Here is a 21,154-nt window from a genome sequence, read left to right on the forward strand (position 1 = left end):
TCGTCGCTCTCCTTGGCTTAGTGGCCGCGCCTGCATTTGCGCAGACGCCACTGTCAGCTGATGACTTTTTGCCCGCAGATCCGGCACAGGCGAAAATCGGTCAGCTATTGTTTTACGATAAAGTGCTGTCGGGAAATCGCAACATCAGTTGCGGGACGTGCCATCACCATGACCACGCAGGCACCGATGGGCTTAGTCTTGGCATTGGTGAAGGCGGTATGGGCGTAGGCCCAAACCGTACAATTGGACAAGGCAAAGACCTGATCCGCAAGCGCATCCCGCGCAATGCACCCGCACTTTGGAACATAGGGCACCTCGACGTGAAAGTGCTCTTTCACGATGGTCGGCTCTCAGTAAGCGATCTTTACGGCAATGGTTTCAACTCCCCCGCCGAGGAATGGCTGCCGCGCGGCCTTGATAACATTGTGGCGGCTCAAGCCCTATTTCCCATGACAGCCCAGTTTGAAATGGCGGGCAATTTGGGTGAGAATGACATCACACACGCCACACAAATCCGCATAGATCGTGCATGGCCACTAATTGCAGAACGCGTGGCCACCATCCCTGAGTATGTTGATATGTTTGCGCAAGCGTTTGCGGATGTGTCGTCACCCCGCGACATTACGATCGTGCACATCGGCAACGCACTTGGGGCATTCATCATCTCGGAGTGGACCAGCATCGACACGCTCTATGATCAGCATTTGCGCAATGGCACCCCGCTGCCGCCCCCAGCCGCGGCAGGCAAAGAGCTCTTCTTCGGTGATGCTGGCTGCTCGGCGTGCCACTCTGGCCCTCTGTTTTCAGACCGTGCGTTCCGTGCCCTTGGCCTGCCCGCTTTTGGACCGGGCCGTACGCGCAGATTTGATCCCATCCCGCGCGATGTGGGACGAATGGGCAAAAGCGATCGTCTTGAGGATGCCTACCGGTTCAAAACGCCCTCTTTGCGCAATGTAGCTGTAACAGCGCCCTACGGTCATAATGGTGCCTACCCGACCTTAGAGCGTATGATCAAACATCACCTTGATCCGTTGGCCGAACGTAACGCGTGGAGGCGCCGCGATGCAGCCCTGCCCCCAGCGCCCCATATTGCTGCCATTGATTTCGTCATACAGTCCGACACCCGCGAGATGGCGCGACAGAGTAGCGTCCTTGATATTGACATCCCCTCGCGAACTCAGACAGAGATTGACCAAATCATCGCTTTTCTCGAAACCCTCACCGACCCTTCTCCATATGATCGACCATTGGGACGGCCGGAGACAGTACCATCAGGACTTCCCGTTGACTGAAACCAAACAAACCACCGCAAACACCCCGTTTAAACCTGGGTTTGACCCCCGTTGGTGTGATGCGCCTGATTATATTCTGGGATGCACCAAAGACATTTGGGAAGACCGCGGTATCCACACGCTTAACCACTATTACAGCGATACCATCCATGTACGCTCTCCTGCCTCGATGGTGATTGGCAACGCGGGCGTTATCCCCGCAACCATGGCAACGCTGTCTGAATTTCCCAACCGTCAGCTTTACGGGGAAGACGTCATCTGGTGCGATGCGCCCAACGATGCGCTTTTGTCGTCTCATAGGCTACTGTGCACCGCCACCCACGAAGGTGCGGGTATGTACGGCAATCCCACGGGGCGCAATCTCAGCTACCGGATCATTGCCAACTGTCACGCGCAGGCAAATCAGATCGATGACGAATGGCTTGTGCGCGATCAAAGCGCAATTGTTGAGCAGATGGGCCAAGACATTGTGGACTGGACCCGTGACCTGATCAGTCGCGAAGGCGGCCCTGATGCTTGCGTACGCCCCTTCACGCCTGCGATTGATAGCCAAGGCCCCTACACAGGACACGGCAATGACAACCCATGGGGAGCGCAATACGCAGAACATCTGACCGCATTAATGCAGGCAGACTTTGGGACGGTTACCCGCAACATGGACCGCGCCGTGGAGGGGCACTACTGGCGTCACTCTGACGGGCACGGCACGCCTTTTGTCGACAAGACATGGATGGGCCTTCGCGCGGCGTTTCCTTCGGCGAAATTTGACGTGATGCATGTTATCGGTATGGACAACGACCTTATCGGGCCGCGTTCTTCTGTGCTCTTTTCCCTATCGGGGCGTCATGACGGTTGGGGTACGTTTGGCCGTCCTACTGGTGCTGACGTGTTCATCATGGGCCTTGCACAAGCCGAGTTTGGCCCACGCGGCATCCGCCGCGAATATGCACTGATTGATGAGACCGCGATTTGGAAACAAATCTTGCTGGCGACAGGCGCTTTGTGATGGGCGCGGTATAGGCTTTTCGCCCCACCCGTCCCCATATCCCTTTGGCGCTGTGAAACGTAATCAGCGCCAAAGGTGGGCTTAACCTCGTGTAAGTGCCTAATTAGTCCTTCAGTCCCAGTCGGGCCACGCCAGAATTGCCAAGCTCTACAGTCGCAAATGGCCCCCCGTGACACATATCCGCAGGATTCTGTGGATCAAGCGGCGGGTGCTCGGCAAATATTTTCTCGGCGAATTGCTCTGCATTGTCCTTCGGGCGGTATCCAAGGAACTGCGCCTTTGAATTATCTACGGGTGCGCGATCATTGTCAGAAATACCGTACACAACCGCAAATCCAGTGACTGGCGTATCAATGGCTCGGGTCACCAACTGGATAAGATCATCATAGCTTAGCCAAGAACCAACGGCGCGGGGGTTTGCGACCTCCGCACAGGAATAAATGCGCATACAGACCGCCTCAATCCCGCGTTTATCCCAGTAAAGCGAGCCAAGGTCCTCTGCAAAGCACTTGGCAAGACCGTAGAACGTATCGGGACGGTGCGGGGCATCGGTGCCGATACACTCTGACTTGGGGTGCATTCCAACTGCATGGATAGATGACGCATAGACAACACGGCGCACACCGTTTTGATACGCGGCCTCCCACACGTTGTAGGCCCCCATGATATTTGCTGAATGGATTTGCTCCCAAGGCGCTTCATCACCGATAGCACCAAAGTGCACCACCATATCCGCGTCTTTTAACAACTGCGTCATCGCCGCAAGGTCTGCCAAATCAGCGGCTACATATGTCTCGTTGCTGGCCAGACCTTCAATGCTTTCGACGATATCTGTACTTACAAGCGTTTCACACAGTGCAGAAAGAGGCGCGCGCAACCTTGATCCAAGCCGTCCTGCGGCCCCTGTCAGAACCAGTTTTTTCAACATGAGATACATCCCCTATCTATTTGCGATATCGTACTTTTTGGCGCCACTCCACGCCTTTCACTCCAAGCCTAGCGGAGCAGTTGAGATGGCTCAATGTAAATTCTGCGCTCTATCCCCTTGCCGCTGCGCATCCGATGACTTAGCTAATACGCAATCCGTCGGGGGGCCTATTGCAGGCTGAGAGGTGCAGCGCACTGACCCGTCGAACCTGATCCGGACAATGCCGGCGTAGGGAACGGGTGACACGCGCCAAAGCGCATGCAAAAACCCAATCCCCTTCCCGCCAGCTGATGTCCCCAACTTGAACGAGGGCTTCATGAGCCAGCACACAGACGCGAGCCAAGCCGCGAAAACACCGATTGCCCTGACCATCGCAGGTTCAGACAGCGGAGGCGGCGCAGGCGTTCAGGCGGACCTTAAGGCATTCTCGGCATTGGGGGTGTACGGTGCCAGCGTGCTAACGGCGATCACCGCACAGAACACAGTGACAGTCAGCGCAGTTCACGAAGTCCCAGCAGATATCGTTGGCGCACAGATCACTGCAGTATTGGGCGATCTGGATGTGGACAGTATCAAAATCGGGATGCTCTTTTCTGTCCCCATCATCAACGTCGTGGCCGAATGTCTTGATGCCTTCAAAGGCACAGTAATCCTTGACCCCGTTATGATCGCCAAATCCGGCGATGCTTTGCTGCAAGCAGACGCAGTCGAGGCGATGAAAACACACATGCTGCCGCGCGCGGACCTCTTGACGCCAAACCTGCCCGAGGCGGCGGGGCTGCTTGGCATGGCCGAGGCGCAAGACCTAACCCAAGCACAGGCCCAAGGGGCCGCACTTTTGGATCTTGGGCCACGTGCGGTTTTGATGAAAGGCGGGCACAGCGCGGGCGACATTTGCACGGACCTGCTGATCTCGGATGAGAACGGCGCACGCCGCACCGATCACTTTGAGGCCCCGCGCGTTCCCACACACAATACCCACGGCACGGGCTGTACCTATTCAGCCAGTATTGCCGCCTATGTTGCCCGTGGCATAACACTGCCTGAGGCAACACAGGCTGCTCATACGTATTTGCAAGGGGCTATTGGGGCCGCTGACACCCTGCAAATTGGTTCGGGTCACGGCCCCGTGCATCATTTTTATCAAAGCTGGCAGGACGTACACTCATGAGCCAAGTCACCATCATCGGTGCCGGTGTTGCGGGGCTAACCATTGCGCGTGAGGTACTGGACCGCAGCCTTAAGGTGACGTTGATTGACCGTTACGAGGGGATTGGGCCGCATCAATGCTCATGGTGGGCAGGCGGGATGCTTGCACCGTTTTGTGAGGGCGAAAGCGCGGAGGAACCGGTTGTGCGTCTTGGTGCTGGTGCTGCGGCATGGTGGCAAAAACACTCTGGGTCGGTCACGCAGGCAGGATCGCTTGTCGTCAGCCCAGCCCGTGACCGCGCTGATATGCGCCGCTTCGCACGACGCACCACAGAATTCCGCGAGATCGGCGCCGAGGAAATCGCCAAACTTGAGCCAGATTTGGCTGGACGGTTCAGCAACGGGCTTTTGTTCGAAACCGAAGCCCATCTTGCGCCCCGCGAAGCGCTGCAAAAACTACGTGCGGGCCTGATTAAGGATGGCGCAACGTTTGAGGTTGGTGAGGCAGACCCCGATCAGCTTACGGGCCTTGTGGTAGATACACGTGGCTTTGCCGCCAAACCCGCCCTGCCCGATCTGCGCGGTGTCAAAGGCGAGATGCTCATCCTGAAATGTGATGACGTCAGCCTGTCACGGCCCGTGCGTCTGCTGCATCCGCGCATTCCGCTTTACGTGGTCCCACGCGGCGACGGTATTTTCATGCTCGGCGCCACAATGATTGAAAGCAGTGCCTCAGCGCACCCCACGGCCCGCGCGATGCTGGAACTATTGTCTGCCGCCTACGCGCTTAACCCCGCCTTTGGCGAGGCTGAAGTTCTGGAAATTGGGGTTGATAGCCGCCCCGCCTTTGCCGACAATCTGCCCCGTATTCGCAGGCAGGGAAACATCATCCGCGCCAATGGTCTTTACCGACATGGCTTTCTGCTCTCGCCCGCTTTGGCGCGCATGGTGGCGGATGTGATTACAAAAGATGAACAACCGGAGTTTTACGATGCTGCTTAACGTAAACGGAGAGCCCACCGAGACCGACGCCACCACATTGGCCGACTTTTTGGCAAAGCACGGCTTTGAAGGCGCGGTTGTAGCCACAGCTGTCAACGGCGCGTTTGTGGCCAAAACAGCGCGCGACAACACACAACTCGCGGCTGGCGATCAGCTAGAAATCCTTGCGCCAATGCAGGGGGGCTAAGCGATGCGGCAGTTTTACGGAACAGAGCTGGCTAACGGGTTTATGCTTGGCACGGCACTTTACCCGTCCCCCGCCATTCTTGAGCAGGCCTTTCGCCAAAGTGGCGCATCGGTTGCGACCGTCTCGCTGCGCCGCGAAAGCGGGCAAGCGCGCGAGGGGCAGGATTTTTGGGGCATCATCCGCGAGCTTGGTGTGCACGTGCTACCCAACACCGCCGGATGCCACACAGTCAAAGAAGCCGTGACCACCGCCCATATGGCGCGTGAAGTCTTTGGCACCAAGTGGATCAAGCTTGAGGTCATCGGTGATCAAGACACCCTACAGCCAGACGTGTTTGCCTTGGTCGAGGCTGCTCGCATTTTGGCCGAAGACGGGTTTGAGGTGTTCCCCTACACAACGGATGATTTGGTGGTAGCCGATAAGCTGTTGCACGCGGGTTGCGAAGTTTTGATGCCTTGGGGCGCGCCAATCGGCTCGGGGCTTGGCCTCAACAACATCTATGCGCTGCGTTCAATGCGGGCGCATTTTCCCGATGTGCCTTTGGTGGTCGACGCGGGCCTTGGCCTTCCGTCCCAAGCCGCAGCCGCCATGGAGTTGGGCTATGATGCAGTGTTGCTCAACACCGCTGTGGCCAAAGCCGGTGATCCCGTTGGCATGGCCTGCGCATTCGCCAAAGCCGTGGAAGCCGGAACATTGGCCGCCACCGCAGACCCGATGGAGCCCCGGGACATGGCTGCCCCCTCAACACCGCTAATTGGAAAGGCGTTTTTGTCATGAGCCTTGATCGCTTCTACCCTATTTTTGATAGTGCGGCCTGGATCGAACGGCTTGTCCCGCTTGGGATCAAATTGGTGCAGCTGCGCATCAAAGATGCCGATGATCAAACAATCCGCACCGAGATTTCTGCCGCCAAAGAAGTTTGCGCCCGCACAGGGACCACACTTGTGATCAACGACTACTGGCAGGCGGCTATTGATCTGGGATGCGACTGGATCCACCTTGGGCAAGAGGATCTGGATGATGCTGACACGGATGCTATCCGCGCTGCAGGCATAAAGCTGGGCATCAGCACCCATGACCGCGCCGAACTTTCCCGCGCCATGGCTTTGAAACCAGATTATGTAGCCTTGGGGCCTATTTACCCGACGATCCTCAAGCAAATGAAATGGCATGAGCAAGGCGTTGAGAAACTTAGCAAATGGCGGGCAGAAATCGGCGACACCCCTCTGATTGCCATCGGTGGGATGACAATTCAGCGCGCGGCAGGTGCTTATGACGCGGGCGCAGACGTGGTGTCTGCCGTTACAGATATCACCCTTAATGCCGACCCTGAAGCGCAGGTCAAAGCGTGGCTGCACGCAACACGCCCGCCACATTCCGCCACACCGCGCGGTGACGCATGAGCCGCTACGCGCGTCAGATGATCCTGCCCCAAATCGGCGAGGCGGGACAGCGCGCCCTTGAGGCCGCGCATGTGCTTGTGATCGGTGCGGGCGGGCTTGGCTGTCCTGTTTTGCAATATCTTGTGGGCGCTGGCGTTGGGCGGATCACCTTGGTTGACGGCGACGTGGTCAGCGAAAGCAACTTGCACCGTCAAATTCTCTACCGAATGGATGACATCGGCGCGCCGAAGGCAAAAGCGGCAGCGACAGCAATGGCGGCGCTAAACCCTGCCTGTCAGATCACCACCGTTACAGAGCCACTCACCCCCGCTAACGTGGATAATTTGCTGCAAGACGTCACAATCGCCCTTGATTGCGCCGACAGCTTTGCGGCCAGTTACATCTTATCAGATGCCTGTCTGGCATCACAAACCCCGCTGATCAGCGCGTCAGCATTGGGGACCACCGGTTATGTCGGCGGGTTTTGCGAGGCTGCCCCTTCTTTGCGTGCCGTCTTTCCCGAACTGCCCCAGACGGCCGCAAATTGTGCCACCGCTGGCGTCATGGGACCTGTTGTGGGCACCATAGGCGCGCTACAGGCTCAGATGGCGATATGCGTTTTGCTAGGCACCCAGCCAAGCCCGCTTGGCCAGTTGGTGACCCTGAACCTGAGCGATTTCAGCACAGGCGGGTTTCGCTTTGATGGCGCGCCCGAGCCTGACGCAGACGATGCGCTTCGCTTTATTGCCCCGCATCAGATCACAGCCGAAGACCGCGTGATTGAACTGCGCCCTGAGGCAGAGGCCCAAAGCCCCGTCATCCCGCGCGCCGAACGCCATTTGGTGCCGGACATGAGCAATATTACTTTGACGTCCCCGACGGCACGCACGGTCCTGACCTGTCGATCTGGTCTGCGTGCTTGGCAAGCTGCACGCGCATTACAAGCGCGCGGACAGGCGGATTTTGCCCTTATTGCCATGGGCGATACCCCATCACTGCTGACCGATCCATGACACAACGCCAACACGCATAAACGTAATTACAAACACCTCTTCCCCCTGAAAAAGGACACCCCTGATGAAACTCCTCTCTACCACCGCGGCGCTGATCCTCGCCGCTGCGCCCGCATTTTCGCAAGACAAAATGACTTTGCTTCTCGACTGGTTCGTTAACCCAGATCACGGACCAATTATTGTGGCGCAGGAAAAAGGCTACTTTGCTGAGCAAGACCTTGAAGTTGAAGTCATCGCACCCGCTGATCCGTCTGATCCACCCAAGCTGGTCGCGGCAGGGCGTGCCGAATTGGCCATCTCGTATCAGCCGCAGTTGCACCTACAAGTACACGAAGGCCTGCCGCTTAAGCGCGTTGGCACATTGGTCGCGACACCGCTGAATTGCCTGTTGGTTCTTGAAGACGGACCAATTGAGACACCAGCTGATCTAAAAGGTAAAAAGATCGGCTTTTCTGTGGGCGGCGTTGAAGAAGCTGTGCTGCAAAGCGTGTTGGGCACCCACGGGGTTGGCTTGGACGACGTAGAGTTGGTGAACGTCAATTTCTCGCTCTCGCCCTCGCTTATGTCCGGCCAAGTGGACGCGGTTATCGGCGCATTCCGTAACTTTGAGCTGAACCAAATGGATATCGAGGGCGTGGCGGGCAAGTGCTTCTTCGTCGAAGAAGAAGGTCTGCCCCCCTATGACGAGCTGATCTATGTGGCAAATCCAGACAAAATGGACGCAGACATGGTCGCCCGCTTCTTGGCTGCCACGGAAAAAGCGACCCAATACATCGTGAACCACCCAGAAGACAGCTGGGAGATTTTCTCAGCTACCTCCACAGAGCTGCAAGACGAGCTGAATGACCGCGCTTGGGACGACACAATTCCACGCTTTGCCCTGCGTCCTGCGGCATTTGATGCGGGCCGCTACGCAGCCTATGAGCAGTTCTTGTTTGAGGCTGGCCTAATCCCATCTGTGAACCCGGTTGAGAAACTGGCCATCGACGTGACGGCCCGATGAACAGCCAATTGCCAAGCTACGGCGCCACGTTTGATGCGTGGCGCCTTGGCGCACCGAATGAATGGGCCGCCTATACCCGCCACGCCTTTGTCCAAGGCCTTGGGGACGGCACCCTGCCACGCGCGGCGTTTGTGCATTATCTGGTGCAAGATTATGTGTTCTTGGTCCATTTCTCACGGGCTTGGTCCCTTGGCGTGGTCAAATCGGAAACACTTGCGGAAATGAAGACCTGCGCCAGCACGGTGGACGCGTTGGTAAATCATGAAATGGCGCTGCACGTAAAAACCTGTGCCGCAGAAGGCATCAGTGAGGCAGAACTTTTTGCCGCCACGGAGGCCACAGAAAACATCGCCTACACCCGCTATGTAATGGATGCTGGCCTGCAAGGCGACTTTCTTGACTTGATGGCGGCCCTGATGCCCTGCGTGATGGGGTATGGCGAGATTGGGTTGTCTTTGGCCGCACAAGCAGAAACCTCACCATATCGCGACTGGATCAACACCTACGCCGACCCCGAATATCAGGCAGTCTGCACGAATGCGGGCGCAATGCTTGATGGTGCTGTGGCCCATAGATTGGGTGCAAAGCCGCAAAACAGCCCCCGATGGGCACAGCTGCAAGCGCGGTTCACCAAGGCCACTGCACTTGAGGTCGGGTTTTGGCAGATGGGGTTAGACGGCGCGTCATGACCCGTCCCGCCCCCACATCCTCTGCCACTTTGTCCACCGGTCCAAGCATCCACTTTAAAGGAAGCTTTACCTTTTCCACCGGCCCTCTTTTTGAGGATGTCTCACTGCGCCTTGGCGGCGGTGAATGGAATTGCCTTTTGGGGCCATCGGGCGTTGGGAAGTCCACAATTCTGCGGCTTATCTTGGGTCTGCAAACGGATGGGCATTTTGACGGGGAAATCACAGCGGACGACGGTGCCGCGCTAACCAACCGCGTCAGCTATATGGCGCAGTCAGACCTGCTGCTGCCGTGGCTCAACGTTCTTGAAAACACCTGCCTTGGGGCACGTCTTCGCGGTCAAACACCGGACACCGAACGCGCGCACAGCCTTTTGCACCGCGTGGGCCTTGGGGCGCATCTTGATAAACGACCCGCCTCCTTGTCCGGGGGGATGCGCCAACGGGCCGCCCTTGCGCGTACCTTGGTGGAGGACCGCGACATTGTGTTGCTTGATGAGCCGTTCTCGGCCCTTGATGCGGGCACACGCGCCGATATGCAGGAGCTTGCCGCCAAAGCGCTGTGGGGCAAAACAGTTTTACTTGTCACCCACGACCCTGCCGAGGCCGCACGCCTTGCCCATCAGATCATTCTGCTGTCCTCAGGCGGAGCCACCACGTGGCCCACGCCAGCCAGCCCCCCTATTCGCGACATACACGCCCCCGATACCATCAGCTGTCAGGCAGCGTTGCTGGATCATTTGCGCGCAGGTACCGCCATAACCAATCAGACACCACAGGAGGGCGCGCGATGAAGCGACTTGATGCACTGTGGGCCCTGCTGGCTGGAATTGCCGCGTGGCAAGCGCTTGTGATGATAACAGGTGCGCCCCATTTTATCCTGCCTTCGCCTCTGCGCGTGGCAAGCACGGCGATCAAAAGCTATGAGATTATCCTAAGCAACGCATGGGTCACCGCCCTTGAAGTGGTGCTTGGCCTAGTGTTGGGAACTGCCCTTGGGGTGGCGACTGCGATCCACCTGACCACTTCGGCACTGGCCCGCCGCATCATGTTGCCCATGTTGGTTTTCACCCAAGCAGTGCCCGTCTTTGCGCTGGCCCCCATCCTGACGCTCTGGTTCGGCTATGGGATCGGCTCGAAAGTTATCATGGCAGTGTTGATTATCTACTTTCCCGTCACGTCCGCGTTTCATGACGGGCTGTCGCGCACACCCCCCGCATTGCTTGATCTGGCCAAAACCATGGGCGCTACACCACGCCAATCACTGTGGCGGCTACGCATCCCACACGCCCTGCCCAGCCTTGGAACCGGTCTAAGGCTGGCCGCTGTTTACGCGCCCATCGGTGCCGTCATCGGAGAATGGGTTGGCGCATCAAAGGGGCTTGGATACCTGATGCTTTTGGCAAACGGACGGGCCAAGATTGACTTGATGTTTGCAGCACTCATTACGCTAGCAATCATGACCGTGGCACTGCATTGGGCAATCGGAAAACTGGCGGCGCGGTTGGATGCCTATGCCCAAGGGTGAGGTGACTGACGTCTAGAAACGAAGTCAGTTTGCCCATCTAAACCTCAACTTTCTATCACTTACAGCTAATCTCTATTCGCATTAATCGCCCGTTCACAGTTATGGGTCGCCCAGTTCCTGAACATGGTAGTGGAGCAGTTCAAATGGGTGACCTCAGTCGTCTGTTGTAGAACAGGCAACCGTAACGTAAATAAACGCGTCGCTTCTGTCTATGATTGCGTTTAACAGCATTAGCAGTGATGCGCAGAGTCCGTCACCAACCCACATAAATCTGTGAAGGCGGCTACATTACCAGCAGGTTCAATACGTCTTGTCTGCTAAGGTATTTTGGTCGTGCACGACCTAGCAAAAGCTCACAGCGGCAGTGTCATCAATGTGAAAGAAAACACTTTGACGGCATCTGGCATTGTTAGATTTCCAAGCATGCGCCAGCTCGCTCAATGCGCTACAAAGACCAACTTTCACGGCGTTTTTTTCATAGTAAGGTCAGCATCTAGCGTCCGCATTTATTTTTCCCGCATAACGCCTGATGTTTTGCTAGGATTCAACTGATGTACGACGAGTCGTCGGTAAACGGTGTCAGTGAAGTCGATAAAACTACAGTTCTTAATAGTTGCTTAATTGTGTGCGCTCCCCATCGAATCGCCGTTATTAATTAAAATATTTAAATAATATAATTATTTCATATTGTTTTTTATCACACAATTCTATGATTTGTCAGCGGTGCTTTAACTATTTGGGGTTTAAATGCAGTAACTAAGCACCGGAGAATTCCACATGCTATTCCGCCCCGAAATCACATCATGTCTGGTGGCTTTAGGCCTTGTCGCGGGATGTGCGCAAGCCCCTACAAACGGCGCATATGTTTCGGACGCAGTCGGTGACATATTAAGTAGTGGGCCGGCTGATGTGGTTAATTCTGCTATCACAGTGAAACTTAAAGACTACCAACCATCCATCAAAGCAGCAGCCCTCTCAAGTAGCGCCTATGCCGGATCGCAAGCGGCCATTGAAGGTGCCGCCCAAGGCGTGACTGTCGCCAACAGCGCCCTCGCCCCGCAAGTGTCTTTGCAATCGCAATTGGGCGGTGTCTCCGAGAAAGACAAAACCGGCACCGAAAACACCACCGGCGTCAGTGCAAGCCTGTCCGTCAATAAGCTCATTTACGACGGCGGCGCATCAGTCTCTGGGATCAACGCGGCTTTCGCCCGTGTCATCGCCGCCGAGGCCCAAGCCGAGGAAGCCATCACGGGCATCGTGGCCGACATGGCCTCTGCCTGGATTGATCTGTGGCAGTATCAACAACGAAGCGCTCTGTTGGCCGAACGGTCACAGGAAGGGCGCGACATTGTGCAACAGATGGACCGCCTCGTTGCGAGCGGCATGGTGGACAAATCATCAGTCGCCAGTGCCAAGATCCAGATACACGATCTCGACATTGAAGAACTGCGGCTGAGCGAGCGCGTAAATGATGCGCAAAGCCGCTTGTCGAAATATCTCAAGCATGATGGTGGCGCCGTTGCGCGCCCTTCACAGATTATTTCGCTCCCCACCGGCAAAAACGCTGCAACAGCGTGGCAAGGTAATCCTGCGTTGCGCGGGACAGCCGCATCAATTGTGGTCGCGGAACAAGACGTTCAGATTGCAGCGGCACAAAAGAAGCCAAGCGTTGGTTTGCGCGCTGGCGTAGATAGCCCAATGTCCGAAACAAGCAGTACTGACGTAGCCCTCGGGCTTCAGCTGAGCTGGACATTAGGGGATGGCGGGCGACGTGATGCCGAGCTAGCCGCGCGCAAAGCCAACCTGACCCGTGAAAAACAGCAATTTGATACGCAAAAGCGCGAAACCGTTGCGATGCTGTCTCAAATGATGAAGACCCGCGCCTCACTGTTAAGTAGCCAGTCTTCTATACGCGCCAAAAACGCAGAAGTGCTCGCCTCGCGTGATACGCTCAAAAAGCAACTGGCAACCGGTCAAGCCGATCTGAAGCGCGTCATTGACGCGGAAATTCAGGCGCTGCGCACTGCCGACCGCGCCATTGAGATCGACGCAGAGATTATGAAGCTTGATGTTAGCATTGCTGCCCAGTCGGGGCGCCTTCTATCCAGCTTCGGCATCCCTGCACCCCAATCAAACATTACTAAAGCGTTAGACAAATGAACGAACTTACACCAAAGGCCGCTTCGCAAGATGACGCATCTTCCGTTGAGAGCGCCGAGCAGACAACTGACATGCAACCAGATGAGCAGTCTGGCTCTGTCGAACTTGCGCGCATCGACGTTAAAACCCAAGAATACGAAGTAGACGGTGGCAGTGGCGCCACTGATGAGGCCGCTGCAACACTTGTTGAGACGCTAAAAATCGCGCTCAAAACCGTTTCGCTCACATTTAGTACTGCGGCGCTTCGCGATATGGCGCCAATGGGCGAAACACCCTTTGGACCCAAAGATGTTGTCTATATCTTTAATGAACTGGGTTTTGACGCCAGTTTTGGCGAGTTGAAGGCTTCAGCTATTAAAGAAAGCCACCTGCCGATGATTGCCTTCCAAGAAGATGGCAATCCATTTCTGGTGACACAGAAAAACCCGGACGGCACGCTCACAGTTCAATCTATTGAGGACAATTTCACCTCACGTGACATCAGCGCCGACGAGTTCGCCGAGGTATACGCAGGCTTTACACTTCTGTATCGGCAGTCCGCGCAGTCAAAACAAAATGGCCAAGGCGGTCACTGGTTTTGGAGCGCCTTTTCCAAGAGCAAGTGGATCTACGGTCAGGTTATTCTGGCCGCAGCGTTTTCAAACTTTCTTGGGCTGTCGACCTCACTGTTTATCATGGTCGTTTACGACCGCGTTGTCCCGAACGAGGCGATTGAGTCCCTATTTGCGCTGACTTTAGGTGTGATGATCGCGCTGACGTTCGACTTCGTGATCAAGTCATTGCGCGCCAACTTCATTGACCGCGCTGGCAAGCGCGCCGATGTCACAATGGCGCGGATGATCTTTGACAAGATTTTGCATCTACGCCTTGATGCAAAGGGCCGGAAATCAGGTGCTGTAGCAAGCGTTGTGCGCGAATTCGATACACTGCGCGACTTCTTCACTTCAGCTACCCTGATCGCTATCGTTGATTTGCCGTTTATCTTCTTCTTTATTTTCGTGATCTATTTGATCGGTGGCAACTTGGCGATTGTGCCTTTGCTGGCAGTTCCTATCGTGATCATCCTTGGCCTTGCGGTGCAGCCTGCTTTGGCAAAGCTTGCTTCCGGTGCCATGGAAACAGGTATGTCCAAGCAATCTGTTCTTGTTGAAACCCTGAGCGGCCTGAACACGATCCGCGCAACAGGCGCAGGCCGTTTTATGCGTCAGCGCTTTGAAGAAGCCTCGGCAAACCAGTCAGAATTGGGACTAAAAAGCCGGATGTTCTCGCAATTTGCGATCAACTCCGCCGCGTCCGTTCAGCAGTTTGCCCAGATCGCGCTTATCTTCTACGGCGTGTTCCTGATCCGTGAGGGCAGCACAACGATGGGTGGCTTGATTGCGTCAGTTATCTTGGCAGGCCGTACTCTTGCACCGCTGTCGCAACTGGCTGCAGCACTTGCGCGTGCAAACTCTGCACGCCAAGCCTACCGTTCACTCGGCTCGTTGATGACCGAAACTTCTCCCGAGGATGAAATTCAACAACGCCTCAGCCGTCCAGTTCTGCGCGGAGAAATCGAGTTTCGCAACGTAAGCTACAGCTTCCCGGGCGCAAATGAGCCAATCATCCGCAACCTGTCGGTGAAAATTCCGGCGGGACAGAAAGTTGCACTTGTTGGCAAAATGGGCTCGGGCAAATCCACGTTCTCAGGCCTTGCTGCGGGACTTCTCACTCCAAGCGAAGGGGCGGTTTTGATCGACGGCGTTGATATTCGACAAATCGACAAAACAGACCTTTTGCGCAACGTCGGTGTCATGCTTCAAGAAACGTGGCTTTTCTCCGGTACAGTGCGCGAAAACCTGCAAATGGGCTACTTTGAATATGACGACGAGCATATCCTTAAGGTGGCAAAAATTTCAGGTGTTGATGACTTTATTGGCAGCCACCCGTCCGGCTATGACCTGATGATCCGTGAGCACGGTGTGGGGCTATCGGGTGGTCAAAAGCAAACCATCAATCTGGCCCGCGCCATTTTGCATGATCCCAACATTCTGATCCTTGATGAGCCGACCAGCTCTATGGATACCGCATCAGAGGCAGCAACGATTGAGCGCCTCAGCGCTGCAATGGACGGCAAAACGATGCTTGCTGTTACCCACCGCAACTCCATGCTGAAAATGGTGGACCGCGTTCTGGTGATTGATCGTGGCGCGATCATGCTCGATAGCCCCCCTCCCAACTTAAAGCCGCACAGAAGTGATCCGATATGAGCAGTACTGATTTCAAAAAACTCTCCCGCGAGATGTCTGGCCGCAACAGCGCCAGCAACTCAGTGGTTCTCTTCTCCATTGCAGGTTTTCTCGGGATCGCCCTGACTTGGGCCGCAGTGACTGAAATTGACAACGTCACCCGCGGTGAAGGCAAGATTGTTTCGCAGATGCAAAACCAATTGGTGCAATCTGCGGAATCTGGCGTCGTGTTGCGCCGGAATGTGCTTGAAAACGACCGGGTTACAGCAGGTCAGATCTTGTTTGAGATCGACCCGATTGAAGCGCAGGCCGAATATGACCGGATGTTCCAGCGCCTTGACACCCTCAAGATCAAAGTCGCCCGCCTTGAAGCGGAAATCGCGGGCACAGATTTCACCCCTTCTACGGATATCGTCGGGTCATCTGTCCAGATTGGAGCCAATGAGCTGAGCCTCTTTGAAGCGCGCAAACGCGAACTTCAGGGGGCTATCACGATCTTGGAAGAACGCCGTGCGCAAAAAGAGACCACGCTTAACTCGTCTCGCCAATCTGTTGGAACTGCCACTAACTTGTTGGCGCTCATTAAAGATGAGATCGCTGTGGTCGAGCCGCTGGTCCGCGAAAATATCGCACCAGAAACCCGCCTGCTTGCGCTGAAGCGCGAACGCGAACAAGCAATTGGCTCGCTCAGTGATGCAGAGGCTTCTGTCCTGGCCGCACAATCTTCGATCCAAGAGATTACGAGCGAGATTGCAAACCGCAAAGACACGTACCTGCGCCAAGCCATGGAAGAGCTTGCACAGACAGTGGCGGAACGCGCAGAACTAGAGAAGGCCCTCCCTGCCCTATCAGACCGGATTGAGCGTACTGTGATTGCTGCCCCTGTAGATGGCATCGTAAACCGTTTGAATTTTCGCACAGTCGGCGCATTCGTAAAGGCGGGTGACGCCGTGCTTGAACTGGTGCCCACAAACGATGCGCTGAAAATTGAAACGCGCATCGCGCCCAAGGACATCTCTAATATTAAGGTTGATGATCTGGCGCGCATCCGTCTGTCAGCCTACGACTCCGCTCGCAACGGCACGCTGGATGGTTTTGTCACCAACATCAGCCCAGATGCGACCCCTGTCCGCGAGGGTGAGACACAGTCGTTCTACATTGTCGACGTAGCAATGTCTGGCGATATGGTGCTTAACGATGGGACTGCCGTGTCGCTGCTGCCTGGCATGACTGCTACGGTAGATGTGGTTTCTGGTAAGCGGACCATCCTTGAGTACTTCTGGTCGCCAGTTGCGCGTATTCAGGAGCTGGCCTTACGCGACTAGTGTCAGCGCCACACTCAACAGCTTAAAGCCCGTCAAGCCTTTGGTTTGGCGGGCTTTTTCTTAGCCGCATTCTATTAGTATCACCAAGGGACCACAGGACGCCTGTCAGTATCATATGATACCCAGCCTCTCTTTGGTATCAGGGTATCGATTCAATCTTTTCACATGAATTTAATACACTAAAGTATCTAAATAATACTTTATTGGCTCTTTTTACAGAAACAGCGAATCCGCTTTTGCTATAAAAATAAACCAATAGGACGAACAAGATCGCGAATTAAGTTTCAAGACAGGAGTTCTAAGATGCTAGTGGAATTGGAATTGGAAGTTCTGGAGAGCTTACCGCCAAAATCAGCGCTGGCTGACTTCTCAAAAAGTATTGTCAAATGGGAACTTCTTTTGCTGGTGGCTAAGCTGAACGGCAACACCGAGTATGGGATTTGGAACTACATCGACAGTTTGAAAACGCGGACTGAAAACTCGATGACCATTTACACGTTCATCAAGTCACGCATTGAAAACGGAAGTTTTGTTGTCGTCCCCGGCGAAAAGAAAAGCCGCAAGACCCTCGCCCTGTCACCTCAGTTGCGTGAAGAATTGATGACATATCTCGCAGCACGCACGGAACACACACTACAGCGTTCAGAGCAGTTGCGTTCAGAACTCATGGCGATGAGCGCTTAAGGGCACTGCCCTGCTACGCGCTTTGATAAGCCCACGTTACTAGGCCAACCAGCCACGCTTTGATTGATGGCGCGCAAAGCGCATCCAGCGCATCGCCAACATCGCTGCAAGCAACACGACCAAGAAGCCCAATACATCCCCGATCGTGATGAACGCGACCTCTTTCAGACCTTGGTCAAAACCGATGGTCAGCAGAATCGAGTTCAAGAAGCCTGACAGCAGCCCCACACACAAAAGCTCGCGCCAGTTAAGGCGCAATGTCATCGGCTGCGGCACAATTACCCGTAACCAGCGCAATATATTAAATGAAACAAACGGCGCCAAAAGCGATAGCACAGCCATTGTGATTAATTCGTCAAAGTTACTGTTCCAATCACTAAGCGTCATGAAATGCCCCACAGCAACAGGAAGCAGATACAAAAAGCCACGCCAGCCAAGAGTATAGATCGCCAGAATTTTGATGCCGTTCGGAAGGAAAAGTAAGATACCGAAGACTTCGCCAAAAACCATGGCTTGCAAGGGAACAACAACGTTCCAAGATATCCACAACAAAGAAAAATAAGCGCCCATTAAGGCGCTTATCAAAATAACTTCAAACCCGATCGCTCTATACATGCGGCCCACCCTTGTGACCGGCGCAAGCCATCGGTTGGCCTATGCTTTGAGGATGTAATCCGACACTTTGCTGTCGGACTCTTTGACCAGCAACTGACGCTCGCCTAAAGACTTGATTGCACGGAAAAACGTGCTGCGTGACATGACTGCCAGAGGTTCTTGAGCCATCAATGACGCCAACTCGACACGGCCGCGATCGTCTACGATCAAAGCGGCTGCACAAATAACTGCCGACTCGGCGGCAGAGATCTCGCCCAGACCAATTTCTTTTTCCATCTGCAGCAAAGTAAGGCGCAGCTTGGCAAAGCTTTTTAAAAGGGTCACATCCACGATTTCTATCCCAATTTAGTATGTGAAAATTATTCACTGTGCCGCAGGCAATATTACCAAAGGCCTTTGGGTTGCTAACATAACAAAAATGATCTTCCAAGATTGCCAGCGCCCCAAAATGAAAATTCTCACAAAAATTCCACTCTATAAACGTTTACTACGTAACGTTACTCCAAATCGCCTCTCGTGTCTACGCGGCACTTCCCTTTGCAGAATACGCAAAGACTCACCCGCATTGGACCGCACATTCTTCGCACCACGGGGAGATCCCCAAGAAAACTGAACTCACTCTTCTAATCTAGTTATGAAACCAAAGATGGCAGAGCCAGAGGTGCCTCAACCGCGCTGTCAGTGGCTGAAACCTCAGTATCCCGCTTCAACAAATCACCGGTTGCATTGGTCGCAAAGATGTTCGGCAAGCCCGCCAACTCGGACACAGGAACCGCGGGACTATAGCGGAACCCTTGCAGAAAATCAGCACCCTCTTCACAAACAGATGCTTCCTGATCCGCGGTTTCGATCCCTTCGCACACTGTTTTGATGCCCAAGTCCTTCGCCATTTGCAGCGCCATCGTAAGAACCGTCCGCTCCACACTGTTGGTTTGGCAATTGTGAACAATAAACCGATCCAGCTTCAACATGTCCGGCTTAATTCGCACGAGGCTGGTTAGCGAAGCGTGCCCCGTCCCGAAATCATCAATCGCGATTTTTGCGCCAAGATCACGAACCGTCTTAAGCGCAATCATCTCCTCTGGCCCCCAATCATCCACAAGAGCGGTCTCCAAAATCTCGATCGTGACGCGGACACCTTTGGCGCGCGCACGTTTCAAAACGCGCAGGAGGTCCGATTTCACCAGCCCCTGTTGTGTGACGTTCAAATGCAGATGTTTGGGGACAGAGGGCGCCCACATGTCACTGTCCAGATTATCCAACGCCTGCTTGAACACGCTCCAGCCAATGTTGTCCATCAAGCCCAAGGTCACGGCATCTTTGTAAAATGAACCAGGCTCCAAAATCCCCCGTACCGGATGGTTCCAGCGGGCCAACACCTCGAAAGCAGCAGTACAGCCGGATCGCGCATCAATAATTGGCTGAAGGAACGGAACAAACTCACCGCGCTCAAACCCCAATTTGATTTGCTTGCGCAGCTGCGTTTGCCGCAGGGCCTGTCGGTGCAAAACGGTGGAATAGTAAACGATCTGGCCCTTGCCCTTTTCTTTTGCGGCATAAAGGGCAAAGTCCAATCGTTTGGTAATTTCGCTCGATGCTATGTTGGGTGAATTTTGAACAAACACGCCAATACTCGCACCGATCTCAATCGTCAGACCGCAAAACCGAATTGGGCGCGAAAACTGAAGCAAACAGCGACGCGCGATGCGCGCGGCATCACGTACCGATGACGGCGTCCGTAAGGCAATTGTAAATTCATCTCCGCCTACACGCGCCACAAGGTCTGTGGGCCGCACGCAAGATGACAGCCGACGCGCGACCTCGCGCAAGACGGCGTCACCTGCGTCATGGCCATGCAAATCATTGATGGCCTTAAACCCATCAAGGTCGATGCCGATCAACGTCAATAAATTGGGCTCTGACGTGGACCAGCGGTGCATAAGTGCCTGATCATAGGCCCTGCGGTTGCCAACGCCGGTCAACGGATCAGTTAAGGCAAGGCGCTCCATTTCAAGTTGGTTTTTGTTGACGCGTGTGGCGGCTCTGACCCCAAAGAAAAAGATAAAGAAAATGCCTGATGCAACAATTGCGGCCAATGCAAAATGCGCATCGCCATAGTGGTCGCCAATGTTCTGGTAGACAAATGCAAGGATAAGAATGAACGGCACAAAGATCAGCATATTGCGCCGGACCTGCTCACTTCCCGCTGTCTAGCCCCCAATTTCAGTGCCACTAATTTTGGATTTCTCTAATAAGGTTTCTGGCATGGGAGGTCGCATTCCGAGTGCATGATGGGGCCTGATGTGATTGTATTCTTTGAGCCAAATATTGATTGCGACCTGAGCCTGTTTGATGCTGTGGAACCATTCAGCGTTTAAGACTTCTTGGCGAAGAATACCGTTGAACCGTTCATTGTAACCGTTTTCCCAAGGACTGCCTGGGTAGATTTGGATTGGTTTGACGCCAACCTTTCTGAGCCATTTTTGAAGGTGTTCAGCTACGAACTCCCCGCCATTGTCAGATCGAATGCATTCAGGCTTTCCGTATTTCATCAGCAAACGATGTATGACACGCAAAACATCATCTGAGTTCATCTTGTCTTGCACCTCAACGCAAAGAGCTTGGCGGGTAAACTCATCTAAGACGGTCAGCATCTTGTAGCTGCGCCCGTTACTCAGCTTGTCGTGAACAAAATCAATTGCCCAAACATGATTGGGATGCATTGGGCGCAAACGGATGACCGAACTGTCTTTGTGATACAGCCGCCTTCGTTTCTTATGCCGCTCTGGCAGCTTCAGCCCTTCTTCGCGCCATAAACGCTCAACTTTCTTGTGATTGACGTGCCAACCTTCGATCCGCAGCAACTCAGCGATCTTTCGATATCCGTACCGACCATACTGCTTGGCAAGGCGGATCATGGCCAAGCGCAATGCGTCATCACCTTGAACCTTCGTTTTGTAATGCAA

At 54.6% G+C, this 21,154-nt stretch carries 21 protein-coding genes and 1 riboswitch; of the genes, 16 read left to right on the top strand and 5 right to left on the bottom strand.

Annotated features, from left to right (window positions below; all coding sequences use genetic code 11):
• The first annotated feature begins 20 nt into the window (after positions 1-20).
• Positions 21-1,292, top strand: a complete 1,272-nt coding sequence (locus tag NIG5292_RS08560; protein WP_233488201.1) for a cytochrome-c peroxidase — start codon at positions 21-23, stop codon at positions 1,290-1,292.
• Positions 1,285-2,298: a nuclear transport factor 2 family protein gene (locus tag NIG5292_RS08565; RefSeq protein ID WP_048599111.1), complete on the top strand. Its 1,014-nt coding sequence runs from the start codon at positions 1,285-1,287 to the stop codon at positions 2,296-2,298. The genes NIG5292_RS08560 and NIG5292_RS08565 overlap by 8 nt, the downstream gene beginning before the upstream one ends.
• Before the next feature lie 103 nt (positions 2,299-2,401).
• On the opposite strand, the gene NIG5292_RS08570 is transcribed toward NIG5292_RS08565, so the two are convergent.
• The gene (locus NIG5292_RS08570) at positions 2,402-3,223 is read right to left on the bottom strand and encodes an NAD-dependent epimerase/dehydratase family protein (protein ID WP_048599137.1); all 822 of its coding nucleotides are present in this window, start codon (positions 3,221-3,223) and stop codon (positions 2,402-2,404) included.
• 152 nt (positions 3,224-3,375) lie between these two features.
• A riboswitch (TPP riboswitch) is annotated at positions 3,376-3,478 on the top strand.
• A gap of 64 nt (positions 3,479-3,542) precedes the next feature.
• On the opposite strand from NIG5292_RS08570, the gene thiD reads away from it, so the two are divergent.
• From thiD to NIG5292_RS08640, 14 genes are all read left to right on the top strand, one after another.
• The gene (gene thiD / locus NIG5292_RS08575) at positions 3,543-4,397 is read left to right on the top strand and encodes a bifunctional hydroxymethylpyrimidine kinase/phosphomethylpyrimidine kinase (protein WP_048599112.1); all 855 of its coding nucleotides are present in this window, start codon (positions 3,543-3,545) and stop codon (positions 4,395-4,397) included.
• On the top strand, positions 4,394-5,377 hold the full coding sequence (locus NIG5292_RS08580) for an FAD-dependent oxidoreductase (RefSeq protein WP_048599113.1): 984 nt from the start codon (positions 4,394-4,396) through the stop codon (positions 5,375-5,377). The genes thiD and NIG5292_RS08580 overlap by 4 nt, the downstream gene beginning before the upstream one ends.
• Entirely contained in the window at positions 5,367-5,564 is a 198-nt protein-coding gene (gene thiS, locus NIG5292_RS08585; protein ID WP_048599114.1) for a sulfur carrier protein ThiS, read from the top strand. Before NIG5292_RS08580 ends, thiS begins: the two co-directional genes overlap by 11 nt.
• A gap of 3 nt (positions 5,565-5,567) precedes the next feature.
• Positions 5,568-6,341, top strand: coding sequence for a thiazole synthase (locus NIG5292_RS08590; RefSeq protein WP_048599115.1), 774 nt, complete (start codon positions 5,568-5,570; stop codon positions 6,339-6,341).
• Positions 6,338-6,967 carry a thiamine phosphate synthase gene (locus tag NIG5292_RS08595; RefSeq protein WP_048599116.1) on the top strand — a complete coding sequence of 210 codons (630 nt, stop codon included), beginning with the start codon at positions 6,338-6,340 and terminating at the stop codon, positions 6,965-6,967. The genes NIG5292_RS08590 and NIG5292_RS08595 overlap by 4 nt, the downstream gene beginning before the upstream one ends.
• The gene (locus NIG5292_RS08600) at positions 6,964-7,959 is read left to right on the top strand and encodes a HesA/MoeB/ThiF family protein (protein ID WP_048599117.1); all 996 of its coding nucleotides are present in this window, start codon (positions 6,964-6,966) and stop codon (positions 7,957-7,959) included. Before NIG5292_RS08595 ends, NIG5292_RS08600 begins: the two co-directional genes overlap by 4 nt.
• A gap of 64 nt (positions 7,960-8,023) precedes the next feature.
• Positions 8,024-8,962 (top strand): ABC transporter substrate-binding protein, encoded by a 939-nt coding sequence (locus NIG5292_RS08605; protein ID WP_048599118.1) that lies wholly within the window; start codon positions 8,024-8,026, stop codon positions 8,960-8,962.
• Complete coding sequence (gene tenA / locus NIG5292_RS08610) at positions 8,959-9,651, top strand: thiaminase II (protein ID WP_048599119.1); 693 nt, start codon at positions 8,959-8,961, stop codon at positions 9,649-9,651. The genes NIG5292_RS08605 and tenA overlap by 4 nt, the downstream gene beginning before the upstream one ends.
• Positions 9,648-10,442: an ABC transporter ATP-binding protein gene (locus NIG5292_RS08615; protein WP_082136669.1), complete on the top strand. Its 795-nt coding sequence runs from the start codon at positions 9,648-9,650 to the stop codon at positions 10,440-10,442. The genes tenA and NIG5292_RS08615 overlap by 4 nt, the downstream gene beginning before the upstream one ends.
• Positions 10,439-11,176, top strand: coding sequence for an ABC transporter permease (locus tag NIG5292_RS08620; protein WP_048599120.1), 738 nt, complete (start codon positions 10,439-10,441; stop codon positions 11,174-11,176). The genes NIG5292_RS08615 and NIG5292_RS08620 overlap by 4 nt, the downstream gene beginning before the upstream one ends.
• Positions 11,177-11,953: 777 nt before the next feature.
• Complete coding sequence (locus NIG5292_RS08625; RefSeq protein WP_048599121.1) at positions 11,954-13,336, top strand: TolC family protein; 1,383 nt, start codon at positions 11,954-11,956, stop codon at positions 13,334-13,336.
• On the top strand, positions 13,333-15,585 hold the full coding sequence (locus NIG5292_RS08630; protein WP_053084869.1) for a type I secretion system permease/ATPase: 2,253 nt from the start codon (positions 13,333-13,335) through the stop codon (positions 15,583-15,585). The genes NIG5292_RS08625 and NIG5292_RS08630 overlap by 4 nt, the downstream gene beginning before the upstream one ends.
• Positions 15,582-16,889, top strand: a complete 1,308-nt coding sequence (locus NIG5292_RS08635; protein ID WP_048599122.1) for an HlyD family type I secretion periplasmic adaptor subunit — start codon at positions 15,582-15,584, stop codon at positions 16,887-16,889. Before NIG5292_RS08630 ends, NIG5292_RS08635 begins: the two co-directional genes overlap by 4 nt.
• 303 nt (positions 16,890-17,192) lie before the next feature.
• The gene (locus NIG5292_RS08640; RefSeq protein ID WP_048599123.1) at positions 17,193-17,573 is read left to right on the top strand and encodes a hypothetical protein; all 381 of its coding nucleotides are present in this window, start codon (positions 17,193-17,195) and stop codon (positions 17,571-17,573) included.
• A 39-nt stretch (positions 17,574-17,612) separates the two neighbouring features.
• Here the strand turns inward: NIG5292_RS08640 and NIG5292_RS08645 are convergent, their stop codons facing one another.
• The 4 genes from NIG5292_RS08645 to NIG5292_RS08660 form a co-directional block, all read right to left on the bottom strand.
• The gene (locus tag NIG5292_RS08645; RefSeq protein WP_048599124.1) at positions 17,613-18,188 is read right to left on the bottom strand and encodes a hypothetical protein; all 576 of its coding nucleotides are present in this window, start codon (positions 18,186-18,188) and stop codon (positions 17,613-17,615) included.
• Positions 18,189-18,227: 39 nt separating this feature from the next.
• The gene (locus NIG5292_RS08650; RefSeq protein WP_048599125.1) at positions 18,228-18,518 is read right to left on the bottom strand and encodes a hypothetical protein; all 291 of its coding nucleotides are present in this window, start codon (positions 18,516-18,518) and stop codon (positions 18,228-18,230) included.
• Positions 18,519-18,820: 302 nt separating this feature from the next.
• Positions 18,821-20,368, bottom strand: coding sequence for a putative bifunctional diguanylate cyclase/phosphodiesterase (locus NIG5292_RS08655; RefSeq protein ID WP_048599126.1), 1,548 nt, complete (start codon positions 20,366-20,368; stop codon positions 18,821-18,823).
• 30 nt (positions 20,369-20,398) lie between these two features.
• Positions 20,399-21,154: IS3 family transposase (locus NIG5292_RS08660; RefSeq protein WP_048599127.1), on the bottom strand; the 756-nt coding region annotated here is incomplete at its 5' end.

Source organism: Nereida ignava (assembly GCF_001049735.1).
Classification (GTDB): Bacteria; Pseudomonadota; Alphaproteobacteria; order Rhodobacterales; family Rhodobacteraceae; genus Nereida; species Nereida ignava.

Bases quoted from the DNA above. Each gene is read 5' to 3' on its own strand.
- NIG5292_RS08590 (WP_048599115.1), top strand. From the start codon at position 5,568: ATGCGGCAGTTTTACGGAACAGAGCTGGCTAACGGGTTTATGCTTGGC.
- NIG5292_RS08605 (WP_048599118.1), top strand. From the start codon at position 8,024: ATGAAACTCCTCTCTACCACCGCGGCGCTGATCCTCGCCGCTGCGCCC.
- NIG5292_RS08600 (WP_048599117.1), top strand. From the start codon at position 6,964: ATGAGCCGCTACGCGCGTCAGATGATCCTGCCCCAAATCGGCGAGGCG.
- NIG5292_RS08620 (WP_048599120.1), top strand. From the start codon at position 10,439: ATGAAGCGACTTGATGCACTGTGGGCCCTGCTGGCTGGAATTGCCGCG.
- NIG5292_RS08595 (WP_048599116.1), top strand. From the start codon at position 6,338: ATGAGCCTTGATCGCTTCTACCCTATTTTTGATAGTGCGGCCTGGATC.
- thiD (WP_048599112.1), top strand. From the start codon at position 3,543: ATGAGCCAGCACACAGACGCGAGCCAAGCCGCGAAAACACCGATTGCC.
- NIG5292_RS08580 (WP_048599113.1), top strand. From the start codon at position 4,394: ATGAGCCAAGTCACCATCATCGGTGCCGGTGTTGCGGGGCTAACCATT.
- thiS (WP_048599114.1), top strand. From the start codon at position 5,367: ATGCTGCTTAACGTAAACGGAGAGCCCACCGAGACCGACGCCACCACA.
- NIG5292_RS08615 (WP_082136669.1), top strand. From the start codon at position 9,648: ATGACCCGTCCCGCCCCCACATCCTCTGCCACTTTGTCCACCGGTCCA.
- NIG5292_RS08645 (WP_048599124.1), bottom strand. From the start codon at position 18,188: ATGTATAGAGCGATCGGGTTTGAAGTTATTTTGATAAGCGCCTTAATG.
- NIG5292_RS08640 (WP_048599123.1), top strand. From the start codon at position 17,193: ATGCTAGTGGAATTGGAATTGGAAGTTCTGGAGAGCTTACCGCCAAAA.
- NIG5292_RS08625 (WP_048599121.1), top strand. From the start codon at position 11,954: ATGCTATTCCGCCCCGAAATCACATCATGTCTGGTGGCTTTAGGCCTT.
- NIG5292_RS08630 (WP_053084869.1), top strand. From the start codon at position 13,333: ATGAACGAACTTACACCAAAGGCCGCTTCGCAAGATGACGCATCTTCC.
- NIG5292_RS08655 (WP_048599126.1), bottom strand. From the start codon at position 20,368: ATGCTGATCTTTGTGCCGTTCATTCTTATCCTTGCATTTGTCTACCAG.
- tenA (WP_048599119.1), top strand. From the start codon at position 8,959: ATGAACAGCCAATTGCCAAGCTACGGCGCCACGTTTGATGCGTGGCGC.
- NIG5292_RS08635 (WP_048599122.1), top strand. From the start codon at position 15,582: ATGAGCAGTACTGATTTCAAAAAACTCTCCCGCGAGATGTCTGGCCGC.